At 69.2% G+C, this 17,293-nt stretch carries 18 protein-coding genes; 8 read left to right on the top strand and 10 right to left on the bottom strand.

Annotated features, from left to right (window positions below; all coding sequences use genetic code 11):
• The first annotated feature begins 41 nt into the window (after positions 1-41).
• From AC1DB1_RS11800 to AC1DB1_RS11785, 4 genes are all read left to right on the top strand, one after another.
• A complete protein-coding gene (locus AC1DB1_RS11800) occupies positions 42-827 on the top strand; it encodes an isoprenyl transferase (protein WP_271175217.1) in 786 nt (261 codons plus the stop codon).
• A gap of 75 nt (positions 828-902) precedes the next feature.
• Entirely contained in the window at positions 903-2,021 is a 1,119-nt protein-coding gene (locus AC1DB1_RS11795; RefSeq protein ID WP_477200916.1) for an aminotransferase class V-fold PLP-dependent enzyme, read from the top strand.
• A 204-nt stretch (positions 2,022-2,225) separates the two neighbouring features.
• Positions 2,226-3,584, top strand: a complete 1,359-nt coding sequence (locus AC1DB1_RS11790; RefSeq protein WP_477200915.1) for a PhoH family protein — start codon at positions 2,226-2,228, stop codon at positions 3,582-3,584.
• A gap of 183 nt (positions 3,585-3,767) precedes the next feature.
• On the top strand, positions 3,768-4,424 hold the full coding sequence (locus AC1DB1_RS11785) for a prepilin peptidase (RefSeq protein WP_477200914.1): 657 nt from the start codon (positions 3,768-3,770) through the stop codon (positions 4,422-4,424).
• 6 nt (positions 4,425-4,430) lie between these two features.
• Here AC1DB1_RS11785 and AC1DB1_RS11780 read toward each other — a convergent pair whose 3' ends face one another.
• From AC1DB1_RS11780 to xseA, 5 genes are all read right to left on the bottom strand, one after another.
• Positions 4,431-5,837, bottom strand: a complete 1,407-nt coding sequence (locus AC1DB1_RS11780) for a class II fumarate hydratase (RefSeq protein ID WP_477200913.1) — start codon at positions 5,835-5,837, stop codon at positions 4,431-4,433.
• Between the two features lie 64 nt (positions 5,838-5,901).
• Positions 5,902-6,555, bottom strand: coding sequence for a carbonic anhydrase (locus AC1DB1_RS11775; RefSeq protein ID WP_271175212.1), 654 nt, complete (start codon positions 6,553-6,555; stop codon positions 5,902-5,904).
• Positions 6,555-7,211: a DUF4245 domain-containing protein gene (locus AC1DB1_RS11770; RefSeq protein ID WP_271175211.1), complete on the bottom strand. Its 657-nt coding sequence runs from the start codon at positions 7,209-7,211 to the stop codon at positions 6,555-6,557. Before AC1DB1_RS11770 ends, AC1DB1_RS11775 begins: the two co-directional genes overlap by 1 nt.
• On the bottom strand, positions 7,208-7,468 hold the full coding sequence (locus AC1DB1_RS11765) for an exodeoxyribonuclease VII small subunit (protein ID WP_271175210.1): 261 nt from the start codon (positions 7,466-7,468) through the stop codon (positions 7,208-7,210). Before AC1DB1_RS11765 ends, AC1DB1_RS11770 begins: the two co-directional genes overlap by 4 nt.
• 1 nt (position 7,469) lies before the next feature.
• Positions 7,470-8,723 carry an exodeoxyribonuclease VII large subunit gene (xseA, locus tag AC1DB1_RS11760; RefSeq protein WP_477200912.1) on the bottom strand — a complete coding sequence of 418 codons (1,254 nt, stop codon included), beginning with the start codon at positions 8,721-8,723 and terminating at the stop codon, positions 7,470-7,472.
• A 73-nt stretch (positions 8,724-8,796) separates the two neighbouring features.
• Between xseA and AC1DB1_RS11755 the strand changes: the two genes are divergently transcribed.
• Positions 8,797-9,828 (top strand): 4-hydroxy-3-methylbut-2-enyl diphosphate reductase, encoded by a 1,032-nt coding sequence (locus tag AC1DB1_RS11755; RefSeq protein WP_477201160.1) that lies wholly within the window; start codon positions 8,797-8,799, stop codon positions 9,826-9,828.
• A 35-nt stretch (positions 9,829-9,863) separates the two neighbouring features.
• On the opposite strand, the gene AC1DB1_RS11750 is transcribed toward AC1DB1_RS11755, so the two are convergent.
• Positions 9,864-10,967, bottom strand: coding sequence for an acyltransferase (locus tag AC1DB1_RS11750; protein ID WP_477200911.1), 1,104 nt, complete (start codon positions 10,965-10,967; stop codon positions 9,864-9,866).
• A 4-nt stretch (positions 10,968-10,971) separates the two neighbouring features.
• Complete coding sequence (locus AC1DB1_RS11745) at positions 10,972-11,391, bottom strand: winged helix-turn-helix transcriptional regulator (RefSeq protein WP_477200910.1); 420 nt, start codon at positions 11,389-11,391, stop codon at positions 10,972-10,974.
• A gap of 95 nt (positions 11,392-11,486) precedes the next feature.
• Between AC1DB1_RS11745 and AC1DB1_RS11740 the strand changes: the two genes are divergently transcribed.
• Together AC1DB1_RS11740 and AC1DB1_RS11735 are read left to right on the top strand one after the other, a co-directional pair.
• Positions 11,487-12,356, top strand: coding sequence for an SDR family oxidoreductase (locus AC1DB1_RS11740; RefSeq protein ID WP_477200909.1), 870 nt, complete (start codon positions 11,487-11,489; stop codon positions 12,354-12,356).
• 105 nt (positions 12,357-12,461) lie between these two features.
• Positions 12,462-12,899, top strand: a complete 438-nt coding sequence (locus AC1DB1_RS11735; RefSeq protein ID WP_477200908.1) for a hypothetical protein — start codon at positions 12,462-12,464, stop codon at positions 12,897-12,899.
• Here AC1DB1_RS11735 and AC1DB1_RS11730 read toward each other — a convergent pair.
• The gene (locus AC1DB1_RS11730; RefSeq protein ID WP_271175205.1) at positions 12,871-13,488 is read right to left on the bottom strand and encodes a DUF6264 family protein; all 618 of its coding nucleotides are present in this window, start codon (positions 13,486-13,488) and stop codon (positions 12,871-12,873) included. The genes AC1DB1_RS11735 and AC1DB1_RS11730 overlap by 29 nt on opposite strands.
• A 65-nt stretch (positions 13,489-13,553) precedes the next feature.
• Positions 13,554-14,579, bottom strand: a complete 1,026-nt coding sequence (gene fbaA / locus AC1DB1_RS11725; protein WP_271175204.1) for a class II fructose-bisphosphate aldolase — start codon at positions 14,577-14,579, stop codon at positions 13,554-13,556.
• A gap of 245 nt (positions 14,580-14,824) precedes the next feature.
• Here fbaA and glpX point away from each other — a divergent pair, with 245 nt between their 5' ends.
• On the top strand, positions 14,825-15,826 hold the full coding sequence (glpX, locus tag AC1DB1_RS11720; RefSeq protein WP_271175203.1) for a class II fructose-bisphosphatase: 1,002 nt from the start codon (positions 14,825-14,827) through the stop codon (positions 15,824-15,826).
• 15 nt (positions 15,827-15,841) lie between these two features.
• On the opposite strand, the gene AC1DB1_RS11715 is transcribed toward glpX, so the two are convergent.
• Complete coding sequence (locus AC1DB1_RS11715) at positions 15,842-17,251, bottom strand: DNA recombination protein RmuC (protein ID WP_271175202.1); 1,410 nt, start codon at positions 17,249-17,251, stop codon at positions 15,842-15,844.
• Positions 17,252-17,293: the final 42 nt, after the last annotated feature.

Below are 17,293 nucleotides of genomic sequence, written 5' to 3'. Positions count from 1 at the left end.
TGCTGTGAGTTCAGCCCTGCTGGTCGCGGTAACGTACCTCTGTGAGCAAACGGAGTTTCCCCCTCGGGCGCGGCCTCCTCTACGGGCTCTACCAGACCCGCCTGAAGCGGGGTCTCACCAAAGACGCCATGCCTCGCCATGTCGCGATGATCATCGACGGCAACCGGCGCTGGGCGCGACAGCTCGGTCTCAAGACCGTGGCGCACGGTCATCGCGCCGGCGCCGCCAAGATGCGCGAATTCCTCGAGTGGTGCGACGATCTCGGCATCTCGGTGGTCACCCTGTACCTTCTCTCGTCGGACAACCTCACCAACCGCAACAGCGACGAGCTCACCGCATTGATGGAGATCATCGCCGAGCTCGCCGACGATCTCTCCCGCTTCCGCGACTGGCGCGTGCAGCACGTCGGTTCCACCGCAGGCCTGCCGGAGCATCTCGTCACCTCGCTCGCCGAGGCCGAGAAGCGCACGGCGACCAAGACCGGCATGCACGTGAACCTCGCGATCGGCTACGGCGGGCGCACCGAGATCACGGATGCGATGCGCAGCATCGTCGCCGCCCACGAGGCCGACGGCGGGAGCCTGGACACGCTGGCCGAACTGCTGACGCCCGACATGATCGGCGAGCACCTCTACACCGGCGGTCAGCCCGACCCCGACCTGGTCATCCGCACCTCGGGGGAGCAGCGGCTCAGCGACTTCATGCTGTGGCAGAGCGCGCACAGCGAGTTCTACTTCGTGGAGGCCCTCGGCCCCGACCTGCGCGAGGTCGACTTCCTGCGCGCCGTACGCGACTACTCGCGCCGTCAGCGGCGATACGGCAGTTGAGAGCCGATGACCGCTCCAGCGGCATGGCAGCCCGGCGACGACAGCCCGACGACGACACCAGATGAGGACCACCAGATGACGACGATCGACGAGTTCGCAGCCGGCTTCCGCGAGGAGCCGGGCTACCTCGACTACGGCAAGGTCGGTCCGATCTCGGCGAGCGTGCTCGCCGAGGCGATCGGGCAGTACGAGATCCTGGCGAAGGGCCGCTTCGGCAGCATCGACGGGATGACGCGCGAAGGCGAGCGCGCCCGCGAGGCGGTCTCCGCCGTCACCGGTTTCGACGCGGATCGCATCGTCTTCCAGCCGAACGCCTCATCCGGGCTCATGCACGCGCTGTTCGGCATCACCGGTGGCGAGGTGCTCCTCTCCGCGGCCGAGTTCCCCAGCGTCACCTACGCGGCCGTGCGCGCCGCCCAGGCGATGCACGTGATCACGCCGGCGTGGCTGGAGACCGATCACGGTCGCGTCACGCCGGGCCAGCTGCGCGAGCAGCTCACCCCGAACACGAGCGCCGTGGCCGTGAGCCTGGTCGACTCGCGCACGGGCTACCTCGCAGACATCGACGGCATCCGGCAGGTCATCGGCGACCGCCTGCTGATCGTCGACGCGATCCAGGGCTTCGGCGTGGCCGACGTTCCGTACGAGGTGGCGGACGTCGTGGCATCCGGTGGGCAGAAGTGGACGCGCGCCGGCTGGGGCACCGGCTTCCTCGCGCTGAGCGAGCGTGCTGTCGAGCACCTGACGCCCGTCTTCAGCGGGTGGACGGGGACCGACGCCGGCGCTTCGTGGGACGAGGTCGCCGACCCCGCGAACGGCGCGCGCGCCTTCAGCGTGAGCAACCCCGACCGCGTGGCGGAGGCCCGGTTCGCCGCGGCCCTCGAGGAGATCGCCGCCGTCGGTGTCGCGGCGGTCAGCGACGCCATCTCCGATCGGGTCGAGCAGGTGCTCGAGCTCGCGGACGAGTACGCCATCCCGGTCGCGTCGTCGCGCAACGCCGACGAGCGCGCGGGCATCGTCGTGCTCGAGCCGCGCCCGGAGCAGTTGACGGTGCTCAGCGCGTCGCTCTTCAACCACGGGGTGAGCGCTTCCGCACGGGCGACGAACGTGCGACTCAGCGTCCACGCCGGAACGACGGACGAGACGCTCGGGATGCTCCGCGGCGCGTTCACGTCATACGCCTCCGCGAGCTGACGCGCCACCTCCTCAACTGGGGGCGAGAGTTCACCTGACCGAAACACGACACGCGCGCATTTCGGAGCCGACTGTCGGATGTGCGGCGTAGCTTCGCAGTATCGGGCACGGCGCCCGATCGAGACGGCCACGTAAGTTCGTTTCTATACCCACCGGCCGACTCGCCAAATGGATCCGCGAGCTCTCAGAGCGAGCGGGGTGGGAGTGGTTGTGACCGAACACGTAACCCGACAGCCGGCGTACACGGACCAGACGACGCACCTCATCGAACAGGACGAGCGCACGTACGTGCTCGACACCTCGGTGCTGTTGTCCGATCCGAAGGCGATCTTCCGATTCGCCGAGCACGCCGTCGTCATCCCCGTCATCGTCATCAGCGAACTGGAGGGCAAACGCAACGACCCCGAGATCGGCTACTTCGCGCGGCAGGCACTGCGCAATCTCGACGAGCTCCGGGTCCTCCACGAACGCCTCGACTTCCCGATCCCGGTCGGTGACGGAGGTTCGCTCCGGGTCGAGCTCAACCACTCCAACATGTCCGTGCTGCCGAGCGGGCTCCAGCTGAACGACAACGATTCCCGCATCCTGGCGGTGGCCCAGAACCTGGCCAACGACGGACTCGCCGTGACGGTGGTCTCCAAAGACCTGCCGCTGCGGGTGAAGGCGGCATCGATCGGCCTCGCCGCCGAGGAGTACCGGCACGAGCTCGCCGTCGACTCCGGCTGGACGGGGCTGTCGGAGCTCACCCTCGGCTCCGAGGCGATGAGCGACCTCTATGAGAACGAGTGGATGCAGACCTCGCTGGTCGAGGACCTCCCGGCCAACACCGGGCTGATCATCCACTCCGACCGTGGTTCGGCACTGGGACGAGTGACCGGGGAAGGGTCATTCAAGCTGGTGCGCGGCGACCGGGACGTGTTCGGACTGCACGGCCGGTCGGCGGAGCAGCGGTTGGCGATCGACATGCTGCTCGACCCGGAGGTCGGCATCCTGTCACTGGGAGGCCGTGCCGGAACCGGCAAGTCGGCGCTGGCGCTGTGCGCCGGTCTCGAGGCCGTGCTCGAGCGCAACCAGCACAAGAAGATCATGGTGTTCCGCCCGCTCTACGCGGTCGGGGGCCAAGAACTCGGCTACCTGCCCGGCGACCAGGGCGAGAAGATGAACCCGTGGGGCCAGGCCGTGTTCGACACGCTCGGGGCGCTGGTGTCGCAGAACGTGCTCGACGAGGTACTGGACCGCGGGATCCTCGAGGTGCTGCCGCTCACGCACATCCGGGGCCGTTCGCTGCACGACGCGTTCGTGATCGTGGACGAGGCGCAGTCGCTGGAGCGCAATGTGCTGCTGACGGTGCTCAGCCGCGTCGGCCAGAACTCGCGCGTGGTGCTGACGCACGACGTGGCGCAGCGCGACAACCTGCGCGTCGGGCGGCACGACGGCGTCGCCTCGGTGATCGAGACGCTGAAGGGCCACCCGCTCTTCGGCCACATCACGCTCACCCGCTCGGAACGGTCGGCGATCGCGGCGCTCGTCACCGAGATGCTCGAGGGCAACGAGCTGGCGTAGGACGGACTTCCGAAAGCGCGCGCGGCGCCTGCACCCCGCTCCGGGGGCGGGCGCCGTGGTGCGTGTGTGCTCCGGGTCCGGGTGTTCGGGGTTCGGGCGATGGCGGCGTTCGTGCCCGGTGTGGAGAGGCTATGGGCTGCGGATAACCGGTGGGGCCGCACCGGACGTGGCTAGCGTTGCTGCGTGGGGGGAACGACGGGGGAGCGCAGGCGGCCGGCGCGCAGGGGGCCGGCGGCCGCCTGGACGCGGCGGCGGGCACGGGCACGGGGGAGGCTCGCCGCCGCGCGCGCTCGCGCCGGGGCGGCCGATCCGGTCGGTTCCCGCGGGCTGCTCGGTCTGAGCTGTCTGTGCGGGTTGCTCGGGCTGCTCACGATCACGCGCATCGGTGCCGATCCGCTCGCGATCGCCGGCGCCGGCTACCTGGCGGCGGCGACAGGCCCGCTCTGGGTGGCCGACCGTCGCGAACAACGGCTCCCGAACGCGTGGGTTCTCCCCGGGTATGCGTTCGCTGGTGTGGGACTGGCCTGGGCGGCGCTCGGGATGGGCAGGTCCCCCGGGGAGGCCGTCGTCACGGCCGGAGTGACCGTCACGGTGTTCCTCGCGCTCGGGGCGGCCGGAGGGGTGGGCCTGGGCGACGTGAAGCTGGCCGGCGTGCTCGCCCTCGTGCTGGGAGGGCTGCACGGAGCGCCGGCCGCCGCCACATCTTTCGTCGTGGCGTTCGTCGCAGCCGGCGCCGTCGCCTTTGCAGCGATGGCGGCCGGCCGCGACGGGTGGGCAGGTCGGATCGCGTTCGGTCCGTACCTGCTGTGCGGGTTCTGGGTGGTTCTGCTGCTCTGGTGAGGAGGATCAGCCGGGGTGCGTCATGCTCAGCACATCGAGCGCCGAGTCGAGCTGTTCGAGCGTCACTTCGCCGCGCTCCACGAACCCGAGGTCGATGACGGCCTCGCGCACGGTCATGCCCTGCGCCACGGAGTGCTTGGCGACCTTCGCGGCGGCCTCGTAGCCGATCACCCGGTTCAGCGGCGTGACGATCGACGGGGAGGACTCGGCGAGGGCGCGGGCGCGGTCGAGGTTGGCCTCGAGCCCGGCGACCGTCTTGTCGGCGAGCACACGGCTGCCCTGCGTGAGCAGGCGGATCGACTCGAGCAGCGCGGTCCCCATCACCGGGATGGCCACGTTGAGCTCGAACATCCCGGATGCCCCGCTCCAGGCGATGGTGGCGTCGTTTCCGATGACCCGCGACGCGACCATCAGCACGGCCTCGGGGATGACGGGGTTGACCTTGCCCGGCATGATCGACGAGCCCGGCTGCAGGTCGGGGATGTGGAGCTCACCGAGTCCGGTGTTCGGGCCGGAGCCCATCCAGCGGAGGTCGTTGCAGATCTTGGTGAGGCTGACCGCGATGGTGCGCAGAGCACCGGACGCCTCCACCAGGGCGTCCCGGTTCGCCTGCGCTTCGAAGTGGTTGCGCGCCTCGGTGATCGGCAGCTCGGTCTCCTCGGTGAGCAGCTGGATGACGAGCTGCGGGAAGCCGATCGGCGTGTTGATGCCGGTGCCGACCGCGGTGCCGCCGAGCGGCACCTCGGCCACGCGGTGGAGGGCCGACTGCACCCGCTCGATGCCCAGGCGGATCTGCGCGGCGTATCCGCCGAATTCCTGACCGAGCGTGACGGGCGTCGCATCCATGAGGTGCGTGCGGCCGGCCTTGACTGCGGTCGCCCAGAGCTCGGCCTTCTCCTCGAGCGCGACGGCGAGGTGGTCGAGCGCCGGGATGAGGTTGTCGATCAGCGCGCCGGTGACGGCGATGTGCACCGAGGTCGGGAAGACGTCGTTCGACGACTGGGACGCGTTGACGTGATCGTTCGGGTGGACCGCTCGTCCGAGGCGACGGGACGCGAGCGTCGCGAGCACCTCGTTCATGTTCATGTTCGACGACGTGCCCGAGCCGGTCTGGTAGACGTCGATCGGGAACTCGCCGTCGTGCGTACCGCTGACGACCTCGTCAGCCGCGGTGGCGATCGCATCGGCGATCTCCTGGTCGAGAACGCCGAGACGGGCGTTGGCGAGGGCCGCCGACTTCTTGATGCGGGCGAGCGCGGCGATCTGCGCCGGCTCCAGCACCGACCCCGAGATGGGGAAGTTCTCGACCGCGCGCTGCGTCTGCGCGCCGTAGAGCGCGGCCGCGGGAACGCGGACCTCGCCCATCGTGTCGTGTTCGATGCGGTAGTCGGTGTCCGCCTGGGTGTCCACCACGGTGTGTTTTCCTTTCTGGGGCGTTCGGGCGCCGGCGTCGTGTGCCGGTGTCGTCGCGCGTTCTCTAATCGGTGGCCGGGTCGGCCAGTCCGACGACGACGTCGGGCACGACCCTGCCTTCTTGAAGCCGGTAGTTCGCACCAACGATAGCCAACGATCCGTCGGCGACAGCAGCGCTGATCAACTCGGAGCTCTCGAGGAGCTCGGCGACGGTGTCGCGCAGGTGTTCGCGGCCCACTTCGCCGGCGTCGACCGTCGCGAGATCGATCGGCTGGTCGGCGCGGGTGTGCGTGACCCGGTGCACGGCGGGGACGATCGGCCGGATGAGGCTCGCGATGTGCGGCGGCAGCGGGTCGGCGTCGGCGGCCTGGGAATCGATCGCGGCACGCACCGCCCCGCACTCGTCGTGGCCGAGCACCAGGATCAGCGGGACGTGCAGCACTCCGACGGCGTACTCGAGCGAGCCGAGCACGGACTCGGACATCACCTGGCCCGCGTTGCGCACGACGAAGGCGTCGCCGAGTCCGAGGTCGAAGATGATCTCGGCGGCCAGGCGGGAGTCGCTGCAGCCGAAGATCGCCGCCAGCGGCGCCTGCGCGGCCGCGAGGGTCTCGCGTCGCTCGACGTCCTGACGCGGATGCTCCGGGTCGCCGTCGACGAAGCGCGCGTTCCCGCGCAGCATCTCATCCCATACCCGAGACGGTCGTGGCATACCCATCAGGAGCCTCCCAGCTGCCGGATCTGCGGGGCGAGCGCGCTCGCCACCGTGTGGAACTCATCATTCTCGGCGCTGCCGAAGACGATGATCGAACTCTTGCCGGCGTGCGTGACGTAAGCGAAGTCGACGTTGCCGTTGTCATTGCCGGAGTCGCGGTTGTCGTACACATCCCACGTGACGCCGTCGATGGTCGTCGTGCCCTTGATCATGGTCTTGTTGACCTGCGACGCGACCCACGTGTCGTTGGCGTCGAAACCCTGTGTGATGCCGATGAACTGCTTCTTCGGCGTCAGCAGCCCGATGTACCAGGAATCGACGTTGTCGGGCGTCTTGGTGCGCAGCTCCGCGTTGTTGGACTTCCAGGGCGACGGGAGGTCGGGAACGAGCAGCCGGTCGGGCTCGGATCCCTGCGCCTCGGCGGCGATGGACTGATACGGCACGGGTGCCGAGACGTCGACCGGGGTGCCGCGCGGGACGGCGAGGACGATGATGATGACGAGCCCCACGGTCGCGAGCAACGAGAAGACGAGGTTGTTCACCGTCTGCCGGTTGCGGTGGTTCGCCGAGTTCTCGGCCTTGCGGGCCGCGGTCTCCTCCGGAGTCTCCGGGCGGCCGAGTTCGGCGACGACCGCCGGAGGTTTGGTGCGCGGGGTCATTCGGGGTCAGCAGCTCCCGCGGCCCCGGCCTGCGCTCCCGCGCGGGCGGCATCGAGCCGGGCCTTGGCGCCGATCAGCCATTCCTCGCAGCGGCGGGCGAGGGCCTCGCCGCGCTCCCAGAGCGCGATCGACTGCTCCAGCGTGGACGAGCCCTGCTCGAGCTCGGCCACGACGCGCACGAGCTCGTCGCGCGCCTCCTCGTAGCTGAGGGAGTCGGTGCGCAGGCGCGTGTCCTCGTTGGTGGGCATAGCATCCATTCTATTTGTCGATCTGATCGGCGGCTGAGTCCGAGACGGCGCCGAGCGCTCCGCCGGCGACGGTCACGGTCAGGCGCGTGCCGTGCGGCGCCTCGTCCGGCGACCGCAGTACCGCGCCGCCGGGCAGCTGCACGATGGCGTAGCCGCGGTCGAGGGTGCCCTGGGGCGAGAGCGCACGCAGCTGACCGCGGAGTTCGGCCGTGCGGTTCGCCTCGCGATCGATCGCCCGCTCGACCAGTTCGGCGCCGCGGGAGACGAACCGGGTGAGCTCCTCGGCCCTGGTGTCCACGATCCACGACGATGATGCGAGGGACGGCCGGGAGCGCAGGTGCCCGATGCGGTCGATCTCGGCGCTGATCAGGTGGGTGAGGCGCATGCCGATCCTGACCCGCGCCTGGTGCACGCGCACCATCTCCTCGGCGACATCGGGCACGACCCGCTTGGCGGCGTCCGTCGGTGTCGAGGCGCGCAGGTCGGCCACCTCGTCGAGGAGCGGGCGGTCGGCCTCGTGGCCGATCGCGCTGACGATGGGCGTGGTCGCTGCGGCCGCCGCGCGCACGAGGATCTCGTCGCTGAACCCGAGGAGGTTCTGGAAGTCGCCGCCGCCGCGGGCGATGATGATGACCTCGACTTCGGGGTCGGCATCGAGGGTGCGGATGGCGGCCGTCACATCGGCGACGGTGCGGTCGCCCTGCACCGCGGTGTGGATGGTGCGGAAGTTCACCTGAGGCCACCGCAGCTGGGCGTTGCGCAGCACATCCTTCTCGGCGTCGGAGTCCTTGCCCGTGATGAGACCGATGCGGTGCGGCAGGAAGGGGAGCGGCCGTTTGCGCTCCGGCGCGAACAGGCCCTCCGCCGTGAGCTGCTGGCGCAGGCGCTCCAGGCGCTCCAGCAGGTCGCCGAGGCCGACGTGCCGCATGTCGTACACCTGCATGGTGAGCGTGCCGCCCTTGACCCAGTAGTTGGGCTTGATCAGCACGATGACGCGGTCGCCCTGCTTGAGGTCGGCCGGGATGCGGCCGCGCACCGACGACCAGATCGTGAAGCTGATCGTGGCGTCTTCGTTGAGGTCTTTCAGCTTGCCGTAGACGTTGCCGCCGGAGATTCCCCACTGCGTGATCTCGCCCTCGACCCAGGCGGTGCCGAGGCGTTCGATCCATCCACGGATCTTGCTCGACAGCGTGGCGACGGGCCAGGGCGCGTCGGCTGTGGGTGGTCCCACCTCCATCGAGGGTGCGCTCGCGGTCTCCGTCACCGGTGCCTCCCATCGAGTCCTCAGCGCACTCACCTAGAATCAAGGGGTGAGCGACGCAACCATCAGCCTTCCGATGCCGAGGATTCCCGGCGCGCGAGGCCGGCTCAAGGATACCCCGGTCGTCGGACACAAGAGGGTGCTGCTGGCAGCACCCCGTGGATACTGCGCGGGTGTGGACAGAGCGGTCATCGCGGTCGAGAAGGCCATCGAGCATTACGGCGCGCCCGTTTACGTGCGCAAGCAGATCGTGCACAACGTGCACGTCGTCTCGACCCTCGAGCAGCAGGGCGCCATCTTCGTCGACGAGGTCGACGAGGTGCCGCAGGGCGCTCATGTCGTGTTCAGTGCCCATGGTGTCTCGCCCGCCGTCGTGCAGTCCGCCGCCGACCGCGGGCTGCAGGCCATCGACGCCACGTGCCCGCTCGTCACCAAGGTGCACCGCGAGGCGGTGCGCTTCGCGCGCGACGACTTCGAGATCCTGCTGATCGGACACGAAGGACACGAAGAGGTCGAAGGCACGGCCGGCGAGGCGCCCGATCACGTCACTCTGGTCAACGGTCCCGACGATGTCGACCGCATCACGGTGAAGGATCCGGACAAGGTCGTGTGGCTGTCGCAGACCACGCTGTCCGTCGACGAGACCATGGAGACCGTCCGCCGGCTCCGCGAGCGCTTCCCGAAGCTGCAGGATCCGCCGAGCGACGACATCTGCTACGCCACGCAGAACCGCCAGGTCGCCATCAAGAAGGTGGCGGAAGACGCCGACCTCGTGATCGTGGTCGGATCCGCCAACTCGTCCAACTCGGTGCGCCTGGTCGAGGTCGCCCTCGAATACGGGGCGAAGGCCGCGTATCGCGTGGACTACGCCAGCGAGATCCAGCAGCACTGGCTCGACGGCGTCGAGACGGTCGGTGTGACCAGCGGAGCATCCGTGCCCGAGGTTCTCGTGCAGGAGGTCCTCGACGACCTGCGCGGTGCCGGCTACGGCGATGTCCAGGAAGTGAAGACGGCGGAGGAGGACCTCATGTTCTCCCTGCCGAAGGAGCTGCGCAAAGACCTGACGGGCAAGCAGGACACCCGGGCGCGCGGCGGCCGCGGCCGCTGAGCCGCGTCGCGCCACCGCCTGGTCCGCCCGCCGCGCTAGAAGAACCGGCGCAGCCCGGGCACGCGCCGCGCGCCGAGACTGACCGCGAACGACACCACGACGATCGACGCCCACATCGCGAACGCGACGGCCAGATTGCTGGAGCGTGCGGCATTGAGCCAGGGCAGCAGGGTGATTGCGAGCACGAGGAAGAAGAAGTGCACCAGGAAGACGCCGAAAGCGGCGTCGGAGAGCTGGGCGAGCATCCGGGATGCGCGGGCGCGGAGCCTGACCCGGGCGAACAGGCTCTGACCGACGACGAAGACGCCGATCGAGGCGATCCCGACGATCGCGCCGATGTAGGTGGTGGGTGAGATGGCCTGCAGCAGCGCCGGCCGGGAGAGGTCGGCGAACTGCCAGATCGTCTCGGCCAGGAGGAGAGCGGTGATCACCGCGGTCAGCAGCGTCCATCTCAGGTCGAGCACGACACTGCGCAGCGCCCAGCCGGCGACGAAGTAGCCGACATAGGGCATCCACTGCGTGAGCGCGTTCAGAGCGATCGGATGCGGGTCGCCGTAGAGGCCCGACAGGCCGGAGAGCGCGACGACGCTGAACGTGAAGGCGAGAAGCGACGCCGCGAGGATCACGGCGCGCCGGGGTCCGCCGGCGGCCAGGAACGCAGCCAGGATCGGCGCGACGAGGTACAGGCCGACGATGAGCCAGAGGAAGTACAGGTGGGTGTACGACTGCGCGTCTGCCACCAGACCGAGGATCTGGATGAGGGTGAGCTGCTGGTGGCTCATCACCAGGCGCACGACGATGATGTAGAAGAGCTGCCACGCGACGAATGCGGGACCCAGCCGCAGAAGCCGCTTGCGGTAGAAGACCGCGGGACCCGCAGCGTGTGCGCGCGGCCCGAGGAGCAGCGCTCCGCTGACCATCACGAAGACGGGGATCACCCAGACGTTTCCCACATCGATGATGGTCGCCGCCCACCAGGTGCCCGATCCGCGGATGGCCTGGTTGTTGACGATGCCGGCGAAGACGTGGATGGCGACCACGCCGAGGATCGCGACCACCCGGAGCACATCCAGCGAAACGGAACGGGTGCGGGGCCCCTCGGCGCTGGGAGTCGGCGTCGTCGGAGCGTCGGCGGTCATCCGTTCAGGGTACCAATGCGGCCGAGTCCGTCGCGGTGCCGCCGGTCGCGGCGCTGTCCGGCGTCAGGATGTCGTCGGCATTTGCGGCGATCCAGCCCATCAGCGGCAGCAGGTGCTCGGTGAGATCGCGGCCGCGCGCGGTCAGGCTGTAGTCGACGCGCGGCGGAATCGTCGGCTGTGCCGTGCGGAGCACGAAGCCGTCCTTTTCGAGCGTGCGCAGCGTCTGTGCGAGCATCTTCTCGCTGATGCCCTGCACGGTGCGGCGCAGCTCGCCCCAGCGGTGATCCCGCTGGGAGAGGGCGACGAGCACGAGCACACCCCACGTGCTGGTGACGTGATTCAGAACGATCCGCGACGGGCAGGCCGACGGTAGCACGCCATCGGTGAAGCCGAAGCCGTTCACGGGCGCAAAACTGGTGTCCACGTCAGTAACTTACCAAAAAGTGGGTACCTTCCGTTGGGAAGTATCCCGGGACGGTCGAGGTTGGACCCGATGACCGACCGAAAGGAAACACCACCATGACCATCGTCGTCACCGGAGCAACCGGCCACCTCGGACGCCTCGTCGTCGAATCCCTGATCGAGCGCGGGGTCGCCCCTCAGGACATCCGGGCCCTCGGCCGCACCGAGGAGAGGCTCAGCGCTCTCGCGTCGCTGGGTGTTCAGACCGCCGTCATCGACTTCGAGCAGCCGGAGACGCTCGACCCCGCGTTCGCCGGCGCCGATGCCCTGCTGCTCGTCTCCGGCAGCGAGGTCGGCAAGCGCATGCAGCAGCACGCCAATGCGATCGATGCCGCCGTACGGGCCGGGGTGGGCCGGATCGTCTACACGAGCGCGCCGCACGCGGACGACACCGCACTCGTGCTCGCCCCCGAGCACGCGGCCACCGAGAAGCTGCTGGCGGACTCCGGACTGACCACGACCATCCTCCGCAACAACTGGTACACCGAGAACTACGTGGGTCAGCTCGACACGGCCGCGCAGACGGGCGCGCTGGTCTCCAGCACGGCCGACGGCCGGGTCGCGAGCGCGACACGGGCCGACTATGCCGACGCCGCCGCCGTCGTGCTGACGACGCCAGGGCACGAGGGCGCGGTCTACGAACTGGCCGGCGACGTTGCCTGGACCTTCACCGATCTCGCCGCTGCGGTCGGAGCGATCGTCGGCCGTGAGGTCGAGTACCGTGCCGTGTCGCCCGACGAGCACCGCGCCATCCTGATCGACGCCGGTCTCGACACCGGCACCGCGGACTTCGTGGTCGCCCTCGACGGAAACATCCGCGACGGTGCCCTGGCCGATGCGCCGGGCACGCTGAGCCGGCTCATCGGACGCCCGACCACCTCGCTGGAGGACGGCTTGCGCGCAGCGCAGACCGCCGTCTCGGCGTAGGCCACCCGCAGAATCCGAGCCGGGGCCGCGCAGTCAGGTGCGCGGCCCCGCGTGCCTTCGGCGACCGGCGGCCGGCGTCCGTCACGGAGGTTCTAGCGTGCTTCCATGCAGAATCCGCACGGACCCTCCACGAACCCGGTTGTGCGTCGGCCGGCGGCGGTCGTCCTCCTGATCGTCTCGGGATCCGGCTCCATCCTCGTGGCGTGCATCGTGGGGAGCTGGGCCGCCGCGCTCCTGCGCGACACGGCCGATGGTTTCGCGGTAATCGGGACGCTGATCGCAATCGTCTACCTCGCGCTCGGTTTCATCGCGCTGTTCTGCGCACGTGCGGCGGCGAACGGCGCGCCGAACCGGCGGACTCTCGCCGGGGTGTCCATCGTGGCCGGGCTCTTCTGCGGCGTTCCCATGCTGGGGCTGGCGATCGCGTTCCCCGGTGGAATCTTCGTGTTCGGTCCGCTGCTCGCGCTGCCGGCCGTCGTGGTCGTCGGCGCGGTGCTGGCCTACCGGCAGCCGGTCACGGCGTCGGTGTCGACGACGGGGTGACACCGCTGTAGAAGCTCAGCAGCGCCGGGTCCGTTGCCAGAGCCACGGAGAGGAAGACGATCATGGCGACGAGCGCGAGGGCTCCCGCGATCAACGGCACGTAGAAGGCGAGCCGCCGCTGAGTGAGCAGCCAGATCGAGAGGGCGGCCGAGCCGGCCCAGAGCACCACCATCACGATCGATCCCGTGATCAGGATGCCCGGCACAGCGGGATCGGGCGTGTAGTCGCCGAGGTTCTCCGTGGAGTGCACCAGCTGGATCGCCGACGGGAACGCGTTGATCACGCCGATCGAGTACGACATGCCGAGGAAGCCGACGATGAGCAGGGAGAGCGTCCAGCCCAGGTTCCAGCGCGGCGCATCCCGTCGAAGCTGAGGCGGACGCAGCGCCGGATCGGTCGGAGGCGGGTAGTCGCCGGGGCGGGGGAGGCGCTGCACCGGCTCGGGATGCTCGGCCACGACCGGCTCCGGCTTCCGCGCGGTGTCGAGGCGGTCGGCATCCGCCGGCGGTCGCCAGACCCAGCCCTCGGGCGCCAGCTCGCCGAACTGGGGTCGCGGGCGCTCGTCGGGTCGCTGTTCCTCGTCGGCCATGGTGGCCGTCCTCCCTGAAAAGTGAAGCGGCGGCCGGAGCGCTCGGCCCCGACCGCCGCCGGATGCTACTTGCCGGAGTGTCCGGCCGAGCCGAGCTGCTGGGTGGCCTCGACCACGCGTGCGGCCATGCCGGTCTCGGCGACCTTACCCCAGGCGCGCGGGTCGTAGACCTTCTTGTTGCCGACCTCGCCGTCGACCTTCAGCACTCCGTCGTAGTTCTTGAACATGTAGTCGGCGATGGTGCTCGTGAACGCGTACTGCGTGTCGGTGTCGATGTTCATCTTCACCACACCGTTGGCGACGGCTTCGGCGATCTCCGCGTCGGTCGAGCCCGAGCCGCCGTGGAAGACGAGGTCGAGCGGCTTCGGCCCGTGGCCGTACTTGGCGGCGAGGCCGTCCTGGATGGTCTTGAGCAGCTCGGGCCGCAGCTTGACATTGCCCGGCTTGTAGACGCCGTGTACGTTGCCGAAGGTGAGGGCGGCCATGTAGCGGCCCTGCTCGCCGAGGCCGAGGGCTTCGACCGTCTTGATGGCGTCGTCGAGCGTCGTGTAGAGGTGCTCGTTGATGTCGTGGCTGACGCCGTCTTCTTCGCCGCCGACGACGCCGATCTCGACCTCGAGGATGGCGTTGATGGCCTTGGTGCGCTTGAGCATGTCTTCTGCGATGCGGAGGTTCTCGTCGAGGGGCACGGCCGAGCCGTCCCACATGTGCGACTGGAAGATCGGGTTGCGGCCGGCCTTGACCTCTTCTTCGCTCGCCGCGATCAGCGGGAGCACGAAGCCGTCGAGGGCGTCCTTGGGGCAGTGGTCGGTGTGCAGGGCGACGGTGATGGGGTAGTTCTTCGCAACCTCGGTGGCGAACTTCGCGAAGGCGAGGGCTCCGGATGCGCGGTTCTTGACCGTCTGACCGGCGAAGTAGTCGGCGCCGCCGGTGGTGACCTGGATGATGCCGTCGCTGCCCGCCTCGGTGAGGCCCTGGAGAACCGCGTTGATCGTCTGCGACGACGACACGTTGAATGCGGGATAGGCGAACCCACCGGCCTTCGCCTTGTCGAGCATTTCGGCGTATTGATCCGGCGTGGCGATGGGCATTGCGGCTCCTTGAAGTCGGGGTGCTGAACAGGTCTCATCATACCGAGCCGTCGTCGAGCGCCCTCCCCGGCCGAACCCTGCGTGCGGGCTCTGCGACGCGGTCCGCGTGCGAGTGACCGCGCGTGTGCAGTCCGGATGAACGTTCGTGCGCTTTCCGGCCGTGAACTGATACTCGCGGATACACTGGCAGCGCCGCCGCACGCGGCGCTGACACCGCCGTCCGATTCCGTCCGGGAGGACCCATCATGACCAGCACAGACACTGCTTCGCTCTTTCTCCATCCGGATCGCAACCTGGCCATGGAGCTGGTGCGGGCGACGGAGGCGGCGGCGATCCGAGCGACGCCGTGGATCGGCCGCGGCGAGAAGAACCTCGCCGACGGCGCGGCGGTGGACGCCATGCGCAAGTTTCTGGGCACGGTGAATTTCGACGGCCTGATCGTGATCGGCGAAGGCGAGAAGGACAACGCGCCGATGCTGTTCAACGGCGAGCACGTGGGCAACGGCCGCGGGCCCGCCTGCGACATCGCCGTCGACCCCATCGACGGCACCTCCTTGACGGCGGCCGGTCGTCAGAACGCGCTCTCAGTGATCGCCGTGTCCGATCGCGGAACGATGCTCGACGCGTCGAGCGTGTTCTACATGTCGAAGATCGTGACCGGGCCGGAGGGACGCGGGGTCGTGGACCTGTCGCAGCCCATTGGTGACAACATCCGTGAACTGGCGAAGGCGAAGGGCAAGCCGGTCGGCGAGATCCGGGTCGCGGTGCTCGACCGACCGCGGCACGAGGGGCTGATCGAGGAGATCCGTGCGGCGGGCGCAGGAACGCGGCTGATGCTCGACGGCGACGTGGCCGGCGGGATCAACGCGGCCCGGTACGAATCGCGGATCGACATGTGCGTCGGCATCGGCGGGAGCCCGGAGGGCATCACGACGGCGTGCGCCATCAAGGCGATCGGCGGCTTCATGCAGGGGCAGCTCGCGCCGAAGGACGACGCCGAACGTGCCGCCGGCATCGCGGCCGGCCTGGACATGGACCGTGTGTACGACGCCGATGACCTCGTGAAGGGGGACAACACGTTCTTCGTCGCGACCGGCGTGACCGACGGTGGTCTGGTGGAAGGCGTGCGGCGCAAGGGGCCGATCATCCGGACCGAGTCGATCGTGCTGCGCAGCAAGTCGGGAACGATCCGGCGCGTGGTCGCCGACCACCTCGCGGAGAAGTGGCTCGAGCCCGACCAGCTGTAGAGCGGGCCGGATGCCTCAGGCGGACTCGCGCTCGTCGTCGAGCTCTGGCCGCTGAGCCTTCTCCTTCTCGTCGACCGCGAGCTTGTCGAGCCCGTGCATGTCACGCGGCTCGAGTTCGAGCTCCAGTTCGGTCACGAGTTCGAACGCCGTGAGCTCGCGGGGCGACTCCTCGATGCCGGCGAGCACGCCGATCACCTTCGACTCGTCGAGCGCGTTGAGTTTGCGGGCCGCCGGGAACACCTGTCGCTCGAACGAGCCGACGAAGCCGTTGTAGTCCTTGACCGTGCGCTCCAGCGAGCGGCCGAGCTTCTCGATGTGCGATGCGGTGGTCGAGAGGCGGGTGTACAGCGTGCGGCTGAGATCGAAGAGCTCCTTCGCCTCCTGTGTGAGCACGTCCTGCTGCCAGCTGAAGGCGACCGTCTTGAGCACCGACCAGAGGGTGACCGGTGAGGCGAGCGCGACGCGCTTGCTGAACGCGAACTCCATGATCGACGGGTCGGCCTCCATCGCAGACGAGACGAGCGATTCGCTCGGGATGAAGGCGATGACGAGTTCGGGGGAGGCCTCGAGCCCCGTCCAGTACGACTTGCTGCCGAGCGCCGTGATGTGATCGCGGACGGCCTTGACGTGCTGCTTCAGCAGCGCCTGGCGCTGGGCGCCGTCGACTCCCGTGGCGGTCGCCGGGATCTGGCTCGCCTCCAGGTAGGCGTTGAACGGGACCTTGGCGTCGAGGGCGATGCTCTTGCCGCCGGGCAGGTGCACGATCATGTCGGGGCGTCCGGCGCCGGAATCGGAGTGGATGCTCGACTGCACATCGAAGTCGACGCGCTCCAGGAGGCCGGCCGCCTCGACCACGCTGCGCAGCTGGGTCTCGCCCCACACCCCGCGGGTGCTGTTGGAGCGGAGGGCGGAGGCGAGTGCCTCGGCCGTGCTGCGCAGTCGCTCTTCGGACTCGGTGGCCGACTTCAGCTGCTGAGACAGCTCGCCGTGCTGCTGGTTGCGCTGCGATTCGAGCTCGACGACCTTCTTCTGCATGTCGCTGAGACTTTCGCGCACCGGTGCGAGCGCCTGAAGCACCCGGCTCTCCGCGCGCTCGCGCTGCGCCTGCGCCTCGGTCTCCGCACGGTGCCGGTCGACGAGCTCGCGATACTGCTGCTGGTGGGCCTGGATCTGCTCGCGGAGGGCGTCGACCCTGGCCTCCGTGGCCGCGAGATCGGTGCGGATCTCCGCCTGCACGGCCGCCTCGGCGGCGCGCACCTCGGCGAGCTCGGCGGCGTGGCGGGCGGCCACGACGGCCGGGTCCTCCACGGGCGCCGCGGCTTCCGGGCGGCGTCGGAGGAGCACCGACACCGCGTAGCCGCCGGCCGCCCCACCGACGATGAGGCCGCCGAGGAGTCCGAGGAGAAGAGAGAGGATGGGATCCATGTCTTGAGTGTGGCATCGCCCTCCGACACTCGATGGTTGCGT

This window comes from Leifsonia sp. 10N434, from assembly GCF_056394405.1.
Note: the sequence above shows the minus strand (reverse complement) of the source record. Positions and strands in the feature narration are given on the sequence as shown.